Here is a 13,967-nt window from a genome sequence, read left to right as displayed (position 1 = left end):
GGATAAAAAATAGTCTCCTTAAAAAAGAAGAATCCGTTTTCAGCGAAAAGAAAAACATTTTTTAATATAAATATAAATTATAAATAACGTTTAAATCCATGTAAAATGGGTAAAAATTATCGAAATGTGTTAGTTTGACAATACTTCTTAAAGGGGTGTACAATCTATAAAGTAAAGCTCTAAAGTATTGAACGCCAACCACGCGTTTGAATGATGACGATATTAAGGAGAATGAACATGAAGTTTGAAGATAATCTGATGATTCAATTTTTGAAAAAATTTGATGAGAATCCGTTTTTAATTAAAATAAACGGAAAGGAAGTTTTAGTGGGCGAGGGCGAGCCGACCTTCGTAGTCCGGTTTAACAAAAGTCTGGACATAAAGGAGCTCAGACGCAGTACCTCGCTGGCGCTGGGCGAAGCCTACATGCGTGGTGATATCGAAGTGGAAGGCGACCTTTTCCAGGCGCTTGACCAGCTTCTGGGCCAGATGGGCAAATTTTCTCTGGATAAATCAGCTTTAAAAAAGCTGATCTTCACCTCGAATTCCAAGAAGAATCAAAAGGACGAGGTATCCTCCCACTACGATATCGGCAATGATTTTTACAAGCTTTGGCTGGATGATACGCTGAGCTATTCCTGCGGTTATTTTAAAAATCCAGACGACACTCTCTATGACGCTCAAGTCAATAAGGTCGATTATATTCTGGAAAAGCTGTACCTGAAGGAGGGAATGAGCCTTCTGGATATTGGGTGCGGCTGGGGATTCCTCCTTATCGAGGCAGCCAAAAAATATGGAATCAACGGTGTGGGCATTACTCTCAGCCGGGAGCAGCACAAGAAATTCAGCGAGCGCATTGCAGAAGAAGGCCTGGAAGGCCAGCTGACAGCAGAGCTCATGGATTACCGTGATCTGCCCAAATACGGAAAAACCTTTGACCGGATTGTCAGCGTGGGCATGGTCGAGCATGTGGGAAGAGAAAACTACGATCTTTTCCTGTCCTGCGCAGACAAGGTGTTAAACCCCAAAGGGCTCTTTCTGCTGCACTATATCAGTGCTCTGGAGGAACATCCGGGCGACCCGTGGATTAAGAAGTATATCTTTCCGGGCGGCATGATCCCCTCGCTCAGAGAAATGATCAGCCTGGCTGCTTCGCACCGCTTTTACGTCATTGATGTGGAAAGCCTCAGACGGCACTATACCAAGACCCTGCTCTGCTGGGACAAGGGCTTTAGAGAGCATCTGGATGAGGTGCGCGAAATGTTCGACGATGAATTTATCCGCATGTGGGATTTATACCTCTGCTCCTGCGCGGCCACCTTCCACAACGGTATCATTGATCTGAGCCAGATTCTGATGACCAAGGGTGTGAATAACGACCTGCCGATGACAAGATGGTATTAAAAATAAAAAGAGAACCGGCAAATCGCGGTTCTCTTTTTTTGTCTGAAGCGGTCTTATTCTTCTACACGTTTTAAAGGATTGGACTCTTTCATTTTGATAAAGAGCGGCACGTACTCCACAATCACCGAGGCATTTTCAAGACCATACCATTGTACCGGCGAACCGGCGACACGGCGGATCATATATTTTAGGGAAACAGCTGCCCAGTCCGAGGGATGAATGTCGCTTTCAGGCACCAGCATTTTACGCAGAATGCAGAACCGAAAATCCCCTACAGTGCTGTTGTCGCCGATGGAGTACCGGCGCTGCTGTGGCGGCAGCTCATGGCTGGTGATCAGATCGCCGACAATCTGGCGCAGATAGACATTGATACGCTGGTCTACCTTAAAGCCGAGGTACAGTTTTACCCTGAAAAGATAATCTGTTCCAAAGCTGTCAACCGTGTACTCGCGGGTATAGGGCTCATCAGTCACACTGACGCTGACAAACCAGTAAGCTCTGGCCCGCTTTGTCTTTTTGTCAAAGATAGAATACAAAATGTCACGGTCAATGGTATTCCCCTCAGTTTCATTCATGAGGTAGACCAGGTTATCCGATACAGGGATGAGCCCTTTGTCTTTGTGGACATCTCCAAACATGCTGGTGTAGTCTGAGATATGCAGCTTTAGAGCCTGAGAGCGCTCGATGTCTGTACCGCGGTGCCAGACTGCCATGATTGCAAAAAGAATGGTTGCAATGAGCAGTGCCACATAGCCGCCGCTTCCAAATTTTGAAAGGCTTGAGAGAAAAAAGATTCCCTCCAGGCCGCCAAAAAAGACCAGAAAGATAAAAGGAAGGATTTTCAGGCCCTTCATGCAGCGCAGATACATGAAGAGCAGGAGCGTGGTCATGAGCATGGTCAGGGTAATGGCCAGCCCGTAAGCAGATTCGAGCCGTGCGCTTGAGCGGAAATAAAGAATGACGCCGCTGCAGGCTAGCCACATGATCAGGTTGACCAGAGGAATATAGAGCTGTCCCTTGGTTTCGGAGGGATAGGTGATGCGCATATGCGGCATAAGATCAAGGCTGATGGCTTCAGATACCAGTGTGAAGGTACCGGTGATCAAGGCCTGAGATGCGATAACCGCCGCCAGAGTGCTCAGGAGCACGCCAAAAATACGGATGTTGTCTGGAAGCATCTGGAAAAAGGGATTGAGGTCAGGCAAAGTGCCTAACGCGGTATTCCCCTTGTTTGCCATGAGCCAGGCGCCCTGGCCCAGATAGTTCAGGATCAGGCAGACCTTGACAAAGGGCCAGCTGGCATAGACATTTCCCTTACCCACATGGCCGATGTCTGAATAGAGGGCCTCTGCCCCGGTGGTAGCCAGAAACACACTGCCGAGAATCATGACGCCGGCCTGGTTGTTTGGACTGAACAAAATGGCGGCGCCTCTGAGAGGATTAAAAGCTCTCAGAATTTCCCAGTTGCCAGCCATGTTGGCGATGCCTGAAACGGCCAAAAAAAGGAACCAGACAGACATGACCGGGCCGAAGGATTTACCAATGGATTTGGTACCGGCCCGCTGGACAAAAAACAGGAGTGCTATGATGGCAAGGGTAATCATGACAATGCGGCCCTGCTCATCGCCCAGAAAACGGTAGACCAGAGGCAGGCTCCGTAGCCCCTCAATGGCGGTTGTAACTGTGACAGCCGGGGTGAGAATACCGTCGGCTAAAAGCGCAGCGCCACCCACCATGGCAGGGACAATGAGCCAGGCTTTGTATTTTTTGATCAGGCTGTACAGCGAAAAAATACCACCCTCACCGTGATTGTCGGCTTTGAGCGCGATAAGGACATACTTGACTGTGGTAAGAAGCGTGACGGTCCAGATCACCAGGGACAGCGCTCCCAGGATCAGATTATCATCAATGGTGTTCAGCCCGCCGTTACCGGCAATGATCGATTTCATAACATACATCGGCGAGGTGCCAATATCACCGTAGACGACGCCAAGGGCGACGATGGCGGCGCCCAGACTAACAGGAATTTCTGTCGATTTTTTTAAATGTCTCATTTTAATCCTCTACTTTTCTTCTTGGTGTATTAAAAAGATAGCCTTCGAGCTGCCCGAAAAGGGCAGACGCGAATGTTTCGAATACTTATACCCTTTTATCGGAAAATTTATATATTTTTAACAAGAAATTTATGAAAAGCGATAAAGAAAACAGACCCGGCAGCATCTGCCGGGCCTGTTGCATTCCTTTAACGGTCATACCAGAAGCCTTTGAACAGGGTGACACCCATATCAAGGAGGAGACAAAAAAGAATGACTGCCATAAAGAACAGGTTAAAATAGGTTAAAAGGCCTGTGACGATCTCGTTTGACAAGCTGAGGGAAGCCTCTGCGATAAAAGCATTGTTTAAAATCTGTTGGCTGGATAAAAGGACTAAGGTCAGAGCTGCGCTCAGAATATCAGTAACAACGGTGACGACTGCCAGCCTCTTAGTGTACCGGCCTTCGTAGAGCTTAAAGCTCTCCCTCGCAATACCGAGGATGGTGAGAGCAACAAAGATATACCACAGCTGGTGAATGAGGTCTACGTTAAATACAGGGATAAAGGGCTGATCCGCACCGAATTTTGCGCAGATAATCTGGGGGGCAGCCAGAAAGATCACACAGAAGATCACAGAAAAGACAATGCCGGCAATGGGTTCACCCTTTGGGATGACGGATTTCTTTTCAGGAACTGGCGGCAGGGTATCAAGCTCGCCGCCAAAATTAAGGGCGACGTTTTTTCGTTCAAAGACCGCGAAAATAAAGGTGACCGCGCCAAAAGCAGCGATGAGGCCAGTGATCAATGTACCAATCCATGAGAAAAGTGTAATGTACAAAGCTTGCTGGGTGTCTGTAAAAAAGGAGATGAATCCTGAAAGTATAAGTCCAAAGGCCACAGAAGCTAGAACGATGCCGGTAACCATTTTGTAGTTGCTGTAATAGGCGGGGCCGATAAGGTGGTCACGGCCCTCAGGCATATATTTTGCGGCCAGCTCTGACGGGGTTCCCAGCTCTGTGAGAACGACTCTGACGTCGCGTTCTTCTGGCATCAGGCCATCGCAGCGTGCCTCCAGCATATCTTCAATGAGCGAGTGCAGTTCCTTGTCAATATCGTTTCGCAGTCTGGCAGGCAGTCGTCTTGTAACCGCGTAGACATAGCGGTCGATCAGTTCGTTTTTCATTTTGCTTCCTCCTCAAAAATTTGGTTTATGCTGTTGACTGTTTTGTCCCAATGTTGTTTTAACTGCTGGCAGATTTTATTGCCGAATTCAGTGGCTTGATAGTACTTTCGCGGCTTTGGGCCGTCTGTCTGCCAGGAGCTTTCCAGAAGACCCTGGCTTTCGAGGCGTCTGAGCAGCGGGTAGAGTGTATTTGCCTCTGCCGAAATACCTTTTTCGTTGAGTGTATTTACGAGACTATAGCCGTACATAGGAGATTTTAGCTGGCTTAATACACAGAGCACCAGTGTTCCTCGGCGCAGCTCTGATACCATGCCTGATAAAACATTATCCTTATCCAAGTGGCAGCCCTCCTTAAATTGTTGTTGATTACATTATAGTGTGTTATACACAGTATGTCAATAGCACACAGTATTTTGTTTGTAAAGGTCTGTAAGAAAATGCTGGACTTCATACTGAAAATGATTTATAATAAACGTAACGCTGTTTTCAGTTTATCTGGAAGAAATAAACAAAAGAATAACCGCATTCGAGTCCGAAGGCCTAAAGGAAGTGAAGCACCCATGGCTGGGGACCGCTGAGTATATCTGGAAACGGATATGCTTTCCGTGTTTGAGAAGAATGCAGATGATTCCTGAAAATTTTTCAGGGGCATATTTCGACACGGGAGAAGTATGCACTTTTTTAGTGGCTTTCTAAGAAGCATTTATTATTTTATGAGCTCCTGTTGCTTTTTGTCATTGAAAACAAAAGGCACTAAGCTATATAATCTACCAAGTCAAGGGGCCGTCGCATCCTCGGCGGCCCCTTGAACCCTTTGCTGAATGGAGCAGGACCATGCGGTTCTGCTTTTTGTGTTTTTAAATATAAGTTTATTTGATATTTAACTTGCAAAAAATTCCAAAAAGTAACATAAGAGTAATTTGTTGCCATTTTTAATTCTGTTTAATATAAAAAAATGGTCAATAAGGATAAAAATTTATATTTTATTAAAGCTTTAAGTTATGTTATTGTTTTACAATAAACATTCAGGAGGTGTGTGAAATGAATGGTTTTCTTTCTCCAGCAGAGATTGGAGAAGTATGGGTTGGGAATGGTGTGAAAAAAGCCTCCCTCTCCATCGGTAAAATGCTGGTTCTCGGCATTTTTGCGGGTATTTTTATTGGTTTTGGCGCCCATGGCTTTTTGCTGGCCACAGGCATTGGCAAAGGCGCACTGGGTGAGGCCATGATCGCTAAGTTTATTGGCGCTTCGGTTTTCCCGGCAGGCTTGATGATGGTTATATTATGCGGTGCGGAGCTGTTTACGGGCAACAACCTGATGACACTGGCTCTGATGGATAAAAAAATTACCATCAAGGGTATGCTGACTAACTGGGTCGTAGTTTATATCGGCAATCTGATCGGCTCGATCCTTTTAGCTTTTATTTTGGCAAAAAGCGGCCTTTATGCAGACGCAGTGCTGGACAAAGCGATGGCTGTTGCACAGGCAAAGGTTGGGATGCCTTTTTCAGCAGCGCTTATCCGCGGGATTCTATGTAATATGTTAGTGGTTTTAGCGTGCTGGATGCAGGCCGGGTCAAAGGATATGATTGGTAAAATTTTTGCGATCTGGTTTCCGATTATGCTTTTCGTTTTTGCGGGTTTTGAACACAGCGTTGCCAATATGACTTATATTCCGCTTGGAATTTTCCTGGGGGCAGATGTCAGCTGGGGTCAGATGTTTATTGACAATCTGCTGCCTGTTACCCTCGGCAATATTATCGGTGGCGCCATAATCGTCCCTTGTGTTTACAATTATGCATACCTTCGTAAAAATAAAGAGTAAATGAGAATAATAAAAAAAGCACTTTTTCGCATCAGAAAGGGTGCTTTTATATAAAATTGAGAACGTCTTACGTCTTCGGTTTTATTTGTGCTATAATAAATGAGAAAATTTAAATGTTTACAGGAGAAAAGAAAAATGTTGATTGGAAAAAACATAACCATTGGGATTACGGCATGCACCCCGGTTGACCAGATTCCCGGGCTTATCCGGATGCTGCGAAATGAAAAAGCAGAGGTAAAGGTTATCCTGACCCCGAATGCCCTTAATTTTATTACGCCGCTTCCGCTGCGGCGCGCCTCAGGGAATCCAGTTGAAATCGACCAGTTTGAAGAGCCAAAGGTATGGGACCCTGACCACAAAACCTCAGACCAGTCTGATTTACTGTTGATTGCTCCGGCTTCAGCCAATACCATTGGCAAAGCGGCCAACGGCATCGCTGACAATTTACTGACTACAACTATTTTATCCACCACAGCCCCTATTGTGTTTGCCAATAATATCAATCCGATGATGTACGGCAAGCCCAGTGTACAGCGTAATATTCGGACTTTAAAAGAAGATGGATGTATTTTTGTTGAGAGTGAGGGAGACAGAGCACCCAACCGTATGCCGTCTAACGACCAGATTTTCAAAACGATCATTAAGGCGTTGGAGAAAATGACAGAAGTTTAAAAAATTGAAAAAGTAGGGTAAAAAATTGTCTTTAGTGGAAACTGTATGGACAATTTGAAAAAAACGCGATAGAATTAAAAGGTAATTGTTTTCAAAGAAGACTTAATAAAGATCGAAAAAAACAGTGAAATGTGGTGAAATGATGAATGGTTTAGTAAACTGGGCGGCAATTTCAGAATTGAACCGCCCGGCAGCCAAGGCAGGCCCTATGGATACTGACCCTGCTAAAATGTGGGGTGCGGTTGCCCAAATGTATAATAAAATGGCGCAGCTGGAAAGAGAGTACACTCAGAATCAGCTGGATGCTATGATTATTACAGAGAAAGACACGGTATTAGACATAGGATGCGGACCTGGGAGGCTCTCAGTGCCGGTCGCCAGTATGGCTAAAAGTGTTACCAGCCTGGATGTGGCGCAGCAAATGCTTGAAAAGTGCAGGGAAAACGCCGACGCTGCCGGAGTGTCAAATCTGACCACCAGGCTTTTGAATTGGGATGATGTGAAGCCTGGCGAGAATGTCGAAAAGCACGATATTGTCATTGCGTCACGGACGACAGCCCTTGTCGATCTTATAAAGCTGAACGCATTGGCAAACAAGTATGTCTTTATTCTCTGCTGGACCAAAAGCCCCAGTTTGAAGGAAGTGCATGACGCTTTGTTTTATGGCGTGGACGATACATTGAAGCCCATGCCTCCAATGAACCGTCTTCTTGGATATAATGTGAATTTCAATCTGCTTTATGATATGGGTGTAAACCCAAATGTTAAAGTTGTGACAGATGGCTTCCACTGCGATTATGAAAGCCGGGAAGCAGCATATAATGATCTGAGAATCCTGCATCCGGTACCGGAGGACCGGGAAGAAATTTTCAGAAAAAACGTGGATAAGTGGCTTACGGATTTACCGGGAGGCGGTGTATCCTTCCGACGAGAGACCGAGACCTACGTCATGTGGTGGAAACCGGGAAAACTGGAGTTGTAAAATTAAATATGCATTCGAGTCCACAGGCCTAAAGGAAGTCCCATGGCTGCGGACCGATGAGTGTAGGGGGAAACGCCTGCGCTTTCCGTATTTGAGAAGAATGCATTGAGCTGTTTGATACTAAACGGGCATATTCTTAAACGGGATATGCCCGTTTTGTATATATTAAATTATAGGGAAAGAAGGAGATGTGAGAAATGAAAAAATTTAAAAAAGCCCTATCTGTACTACTGGTGCTGGTACTTCTCAGCTTTACCGCAGCTGGCTGTTCACAAAACAACAGTGACACAGCGAAGTCGGACAATGCGGCGGGAGACCGCACCATTACCGATATGTCAGGTGCGGAGGTAACGGTTCCGGCAGAAGTGAAATCGGTCATTAACCTCTGGCCATCGAGCAACCAGATTATGATTGCGCTTGGAGCGCAGGACAAACAGACCGCCTACATGGCCACTTTGCAAAAACCAAGCTTTACCTGGATGCAGATCGTTAATCCAGCCATTATGGAAAAACAGACTGTTGGTGGGAATGGCGACGTGACCGCTGAAGAACTGTTAAACCTGAAGCCGGATCTGGTCATTACCTCTAGTGATGAGGATGCCGAAGCCTACCGCGCTGCCGGACTTAATGCTGCGTGTATGATGTTCAATAATTATGACGGTTTAAAAGAATCTGTCTTAAAAACCGGCGAGGCCCTGGGAACCAGTGAAAAGGAACGGGCAGACAAATACGTTGAATACCTGGAAAAAAACATTAAGCTGGTTCAGGACCGCTTAAAAGACGTAAAAGATGAAGACAAGCCGGTTGTACACTATGTCGATGGACAGAGCGGCACAAGCCCTTACAAAACCACCGGAAACGGTACAATGCAGGAAGAATGGCTGACTATGGCTGGTGGTAAATTATCCACTGATGGGATTCTTCAGGGAATGAGCAAGGAGATTACACCAGAGCAGTTCCTCAGTATTAACCCGGATGTGATCATTGTGGGCGGAACAGGACAGGCAGACGCCTATGACGCCCTGATGAGCGACGCCTCACTGGCAAACCTGAAAGCAGTTCAGGACGGTAAGGTTTACCGTAACCCACAGGGAACTTTCCAGTGGGACCGTTTTGGCTCTGAGTCTGCACTGCAGGTGCTTTGGGCAGCTAAAACCTTATACCCTGATAAATTTGAAGACATCGACATGAAGAAGGAAACCATTTCCTTCTACAAAGATTATTTAGGCTATGATCTTTCAGATGAATATGCGGATGCGATTTTAGCTGGCAAAAATGCTCCGGACGGACGCTAAGCCGGATTAAGGGGCATAAAGAAATAATGTGAAAGAATAAACAGTCAAAGCCGCCGATTGCCCGGCGGCTTTTTTGAAAATAAAAGGACAAAATTGTATGGCGAGAGATATAAAAGAAAATAGGGTGAAAAATCCGGAAGACAGGCCGCTGGGCTTGGTTTTGGCACTGGCAGCGATTATTGTTATCGCCCTTATTTTAACAGCACTGTGCGTAGGGCGTTATCATGTTCCGGTAATACAAGCTGTCAAAATACTGCTGTCACAGGTTTTTCCCATCACACCAACCTGGGATAAGACAATGTATGACGTCATTATCAACCTGAGACTGCCACGTGTGCTGGCAGCTGTTTTAGTCGGCGGCTCCCTGGCATTGGCAGGGGCCACCTATCAGGGAATGTTTAAAAACCCTCTGGTATCGCCGGACCTTCTGGGCGTTTCTGCCGGAGCCTGTGTGGGCGCGGCTGTTGCGATCCTGATGGGCCTGGGAAGTGGGATGACACAGGTGCTGGCCTTTGCCGGCGGACTTTTAACAGTTTTTGTCACCACCTCCATTCCAAAGCTGATGCACCGTAATTCGACCATGATGCTGGTGCTGGCCGGCGTTATAGTAGGCGGGTTTATGAATTCGATCATTGGCCTGACAAAATACATAGCAGATACCGATACTCAGCTGCCTGATATGACTTATTGGCAGCTGGGAAGCATCGCGAAGGTTACCTATCCCACACTTATGGCAATTGCGCCGATTATGATCATCAGCGGCGCAGTACTTATCATTATGCGGTGGCGGATTAATATTTTATCTCTCGGGGACAATGAGGCGCGATCTCTGGGCGTTAACCTGCGTTTTGAGAGAGGAATTGCCATTATCTGCTCTACTGTGCTGACGGCTTCGGCGGTGTGTATGAGTGGAACCATTGGATGGATCGGGCTTGTAATGCCGCATCTGGGGAGAATGGTAGTGGGCAGTAACAACGTGCGGCTGCTGCCAGTTACCACATTGCTCAGCGCCGGATTTCTGATCATCATTGATACCCTGGCCCGGACGCTTACCGGAGGAGAGCTTCCCCTTGGTATTTTGACCGGCTTTATCGGAGCGCCTTTCTTTACCTGGGTATTGATCAAGCAAAGGATGAGTGAGTGATATGGCATTACTGGAAGTGAAAAGAGCAGGGTTTTCCTATCCCACAAGGGAAAATGTCTTTACAGATATTTCGTTCACACTGGAAAAGGGAGAGATTTTTACCATTCTCGGGCCAAACGGCGCGGGTAAGTCCACACTTCTTAATTCCCTGGCAAATCTGACGCCCCTGACAACCGGCAAGATATTGGTGGACGGCGTGCCTCTGGATAAGATGAGCTCCAGGGAAACAGCTTTTAAAATTGCCTATGTGCCCCAGACCACGGAGATAACCTACGGCTATTCTGTCAGGGACTACATCGCTATGGGAAGAGCCGCGCACGTGGGAATGCTGGTAACACCAAAGAAAAAAGACTACGAAATTGTAGATGAAACCATTGCGCTGCTCGGCATTGAACACCTCGCGCACCGTCTGTGCACTCAGATCAGCGGTGGTGAAAAGCAGCAGGCGTGTATTGCCAGAGCCATTGTCCAGCAGCCTGAAATTATTCTTTTTGATGAACCGACCTCGGCGCTGGATTACGGCAACCAATTGAATATTATGCGGCTCATCAAAAAGCTGTGCGGCCGTGACTACGCGGTTATCATGACAACCCATAATCCGGATCAGCCGATTTTGCTGGAGGGAAAGGCAGGCATTCTGGACCGGGACGGTCACATGATAACAGGTACAGTGGGCGATATACTGAGTGAAGAAACCCTGAGTGCGGTGTACCGCACAGCTCTGCATCTGGTCTATGTGGAGGAGGCAGAGCGAATGGCGTGTATTGCCGCTAAAATTTAAGGCTCTTTGACAATAAAATGCACGAATGTTATAATTTAGAAAAATAATTGAAAGAGGTGTGTTGATGTCGGTTTTGTCTGTTTACATGGTTTTCAACTAAATACAGTTGAAAAGGTACAGCGATGAGGAAGGGATCCCTTTTGTTTTGCTGCCTTTTTTTAAAAACATACCAGACAGACTGCTTCAATATATCGAATCATGGCTGTGCGGCGGCGTTGGCGGTTGTACGGTTTTATATTTGATTTATACTGCCCGCAGGAGCGTTCTGCATCTTTAGAGATGTGGTATGTTGGCCGCGGGTTTTTTGTATTCAAGTTTATGACGAAAGGAAACGATTTATGAAGTACGCATCGGATCGTTGTGCGTAGCAGGGGCTATCGCACAGCATCAGAATAATGATAGGTGTATAGCCCTTGCTTAATCCTAAAAAATAAATTAGGAGGAGCATAATGAGCTATATCAAGGCAGGCGATGTGCTGCCAAAAGAACTTGTTGACAAAATTCAGAATTATATTGATGGAGAATATATCTATGTGCCTCGAAAAGAGACAAACAGAAAAGGTTGGGGGCAGAACACCAATCGAAAACAGGAAACACTTCTGAGGAACCAGGAAATTTACAGGCAGCATACTGAAGGTATGTCCGTTGCAAGTCTTTCGGAGATTTATTTCCTGTCACCCAAAAGTATACAGAAAATTATTGCGAAATTTAAGCTGGAAAACCAGTGATAAGAGCGCCGCAGCTAAAAACCCTGCGGCGCTTTTTTATTTCAGAAAAATAAAGGCGGTTGCTGTGCAGATAGAATAGCAAGTATAATGTTTTTGTGGAAAAGGCGTATTTGATGAAAACAGATTGGAGAAAACAGATGAAAAAGAAAAAATTAAAGGAAAAAATTCAGATACAAAATACAGAAACTGAAAAAACAGAGGCAACCGTTGTAAAAATAATGAACAAGCAGGCACAGGTTCTGGCAGGAGATAGGCTTGTGACCTGCCTGCTGCCGCAGGCACTGGTTTCAAGGAAAAATGCGCTGGTGGTTGGAGATCGTGTGACAATAAGTCCCGCAGATAACAAAGCGTATAAATTATCAGAAGTAATGCCAAGAGAAACGGCCGTTTTCAGAGGAAGTCGGCGTTCTAAAGGAGAAGTGATACTGATAGCTGCCAATATCCACTATCTTTTGGCTGTTGTGACAGCCGATTATTTCAGACATCAGGCGGGTTATCTGGAGTCAGCCATTATCACGGCCAGGCGGGCTGGAATCAAAATAATTATTTTGATCAGCAGATGGGATCTGGTCGGCGAAAGTGAAAAGGAGCTGCTTGAGAAAAAAATAAGCCTTTACAGGCAAACTGCAGACTTTGTCTTTACAGGATCAGATCAGGCTGAGTTTATGGCGATGACCGCGGAAGTGTCAAACAAAACAGGTGTGGTCGTCGGTGACCGGGCCTGCGGAAAGTCGACCATAATCCATAAAATTTTGAACAGTCTTTCGAAGGAGGAAAAAATACCGGAAAAGCTTCCAGCTACACACAGCAGCCAGATGGAAACCGGCCCTCAGAACACCTGGCTGATCGATACGCCGGGCTTCCGCGATTTTGCGCTGCAGGCAGTTACAGAGGAAGAAAAAAATATTGTGTTTCCGGAAATTGCCCGTCTGACCGATATGTGCAGGTTCAGCAGCTGCACACACACGCACGAGGAAGGCTGTGCTGTGATACAGGCGCTTCGGGAGGGGCGCATTGAAAGAGAGAGGTACGACGCTTATCAAGGCATGGGCGGCAGGACGGCTAAGATGAAGCCGCAGCCAGACTACAGACATACAGCCTGTGCAGAAAGTTTTGTGTGTAAGGTGTGCGGAGCGCCTGTTGCGCCAGAAGGAGCAGGCAGTGGGCACAGGAATCATTGTCCCAGGTGTCTGTCGAGCCTTCATGTTGATAACAGGCCAGGAGACCGCGCCTCCTTGTGCCGCGGTGTCATGGAGCCAGTGGGCGTCTGGGTTCGGAAAAACGGCGAGTGGGCGATCATCCACAGATGCCGACTGTGTGGTACGTTCAGTTCAAATCGTATTGCGGCAGACGACAATCCGGCGCTGCTGCTGTCGATTGCTGTCAAGCCACTGACAAGCCCGCCTTTTCCTCTCAATAAGCTTGAGGAAATGCTTGGTAGAAACGGTATGTCTTAAGAACACTCAGAAAGCGTTTCGGCCTGTTGCTTTGGGGTATCTAGAAAGAAAAACGAAAGCAGGTGTCATAATGATGCATCATATAGAAATTTTCGATCCGGATATCCAATGCTATGCCGGAGAGTGTGAACCTATGGGCAATAAAGAATACATGCGGATTACCACGATGGTAGAGAATCTGAAAATAGCGGGAAAAGACATTATCCGTTATAACCCTATGCAGGAGCCCTCGCTCTATAAGGAAAAACCTGAGCTCAGGCAGCTTATGGATGAAAAGGGTGTAGAAGCCCTGCCGGCAGTGATGCTGGATGGCAAAATCGTCAAGAGTGGTGAGTATCCATCCAATAAAGAGCTTTTGGACTGGTCGGGATTGACACAGGAGGAGCTGGTTAAAACCATCATGCAGAAGAAAATGTCAAATTGTAAATGCGGCAATGATCTGGATTGCTGCTGCTAAATAAAA

General features: G+C 46.4%; 13 protein-coding genes and 2 riboswitches. Of the genes, 10 read left to right on the top strand and 3 right to left on the bottom strand.

Annotation, left to right across the window (positions count from 1 at the left end; genetic code table 11):
• Window positions 1-237 precede the first annotated feature (237 nt).
• Window positions 238-1,404, top strand: a complete 1,167-nt coding sequence (locus CPZ25_RS10065) for an SAM-dependent methyltransferase (RefSeq protein ID WP_082669201.1) — start codon at window positions 238-240, stop codon at window positions 1,402-1,404.
• A gap of 53 nt (window positions 1,405-1,457) precedes the next feature.
• Here CPZ25_RS10065 and CPZ25_RS10060 read toward each other — a convergent pair whose 3' ends face one another.
• From CPZ25_RS10060 to CPZ25_RS10050, 3 genes are all read right to left on the bottom strand, one after another.
• Window positions 1,458-3,458: a KUP/HAK/KT family potassium transporter gene (locus tag CPZ25_RS10060; protein WP_096918679.1), complete on the bottom strand. Its 2,001-nt coding sequence runs from the start codon at window positions 3,456-3,458 to the stop codon at window positions 1,458-1,460.
• Between the two features lie 188 nt (window positions 3,459-3,646).
• Window positions 3,647-4,621 (bottom strand): HAAS signaling domain-containing protein, encoded by a 975-nt coding sequence (locus tag CPZ25_RS10055; protein ID WP_058693467.1) that lies wholly within the window; start codon window positions 4,619-4,621, stop codon window positions 3,647-3,649.
• Window positions 4,618-4,959, bottom strand: coding sequence for a PadR family transcriptional regulator (locus CPZ25_RS10050; RefSeq protein WP_096918680.1), 342 nt, complete (start codon window positions 4,957-4,959; stop codon window positions 4,618-4,620). Before CPZ25_RS10050 ends, CPZ25_RS10055 begins: the two co-directional genes overlap by 4 nt.
• 174 nt (window positions 4,960-5,133) lie before the next feature.
• Window positions 5,134-5,257, top strand: a riboswitch (molybdenum cofactor riboswitch).
• A gap of 405 nt (window positions 5,258-5,662) precedes the next feature.
• On the opposite strand from CPZ25_RS10050, the gene CPZ25_RS10045 reads away from it, so the two are divergent.
• From CPZ25_RS10045 to CPZ25_RS10005, 9 genes are all read left to right on the top strand, one after another.
• Window positions 5,663-6,445 (top strand): formate/nitrite transporter family protein, encoded by a 783-nt coding sequence (locus CPZ25_RS10045; RefSeq protein ID WP_074617532.1) that lies wholly within the window; start codon window positions 5,663-5,665, stop codon window positions 6,443-6,445.
• Window positions 6,446-6,580: 135 nt separating this feature from the next.
• Window positions 6,581-7,117 (top strand): flavoprotein, encoded by a 537-nt coding sequence (locus tag CPZ25_RS10040; protein WP_074617533.1) that lies wholly within the window; start codon window positions 6,581-6,583, stop codon window positions 7,115-7,117.
• 139 nt (window positions 7,118-7,256) lie between these two features.
• Window positions 7,257-8,099 (top strand): class I SAM-dependent methyltransferase, encoded by an 843-nt coding sequence (locus CPZ25_RS10035; RefSeq protein ID WP_096918681.1) that lies wholly within the window; start codon window positions 7,257-7,259, stop codon window positions 8,097-8,099.
• A riboswitch (molybdenum cofactor riboswitch) is annotated at window positions 8,100-8,217 on the top strand.
• 79 nt (window positions 8,218-8,296) lie between these two features.
• Window positions 8,297-9,394 (top strand): ABC transporter substrate-binding protein, encoded by a 1,098-nt coding sequence (locus CPZ25_RS10030; protein WP_074617535.1) that lies wholly within the window; start codon window positions 8,297-8,299, stop codon window positions 9,392-9,394.
• A gap of 97 nt (window positions 9,395-9,491) precedes the next feature.
• Complete coding sequence (locus CPZ25_RS10025) at window positions 9,492-10,538, top strand: FecCD family ABC transporter permease (protein ID WP_058693473.1); 1,047 nt, start codon at window positions 9,492-9,494, stop codon at window positions 10,536-10,538.
• A gap of 1 nt (window position 10,539) precedes the next feature.
• Window positions 10,540-11,319 (top strand): ABC transporter ATP-binding protein, encoded by a 780-nt coding sequence (locus tag CPZ25_RS10020; protein ID WP_096918682.1) that lies wholly within the window; start codon window positions 10,540-10,542, stop codon window positions 11,317-11,319.
• A 449-nt stretch (window positions 11,320-11,768) separates the two neighbouring features.
• Window positions 11,769-12,047: a CD3324 family protein gene (locus tag CPZ25_RS10015; RefSeq protein WP_058693475.1), complete on the top strand. Its 279-nt coding sequence runs from the start codon at window positions 11,769-11,771 to the stop codon at window positions 12,045-12,047.
• A gap of 137 nt (window positions 12,048-12,184) precedes the next feature.
• Window positions 12,185-13,504, top strand: coding sequence for a ribosome small subunit-dependent GTPase A (rsgA, locus tag CPZ25_RS10010; RefSeq protein ID WP_096918683.1), 1,320 nt, complete (start codon window positions 12,185-12,187; stop codon window positions 13,502-13,504).
• Between the two features lie 70 nt (window positions 13,505-13,574).
• Window positions 13,575-13,961 (top strand): arsenic metallochaperone ArsD family protein, encoded by a 387-nt coding sequence (locus CPZ25_RS10005; protein WP_058693477.1) that lies wholly within the window; start codon window positions 13,575-13,577, stop codon window positions 13,959-13,961.
• The last annotated feature ends 6 nt before the right edge of the window (window positions 13,962-13,967 follow it).

The organism is Eubacterium maltosivorans, from assembly GCF_002441855.2.
Classification (GTDB): domain Bacteria; phylum Bacillota; class Clostridia; order Eubacteriales; family Eubacteriaceae; genus Eubacterium; species Eubacterium maltosivorans.
This window is presented reverse-complemented; position numbering and strand designations above follow the sequence as displayed.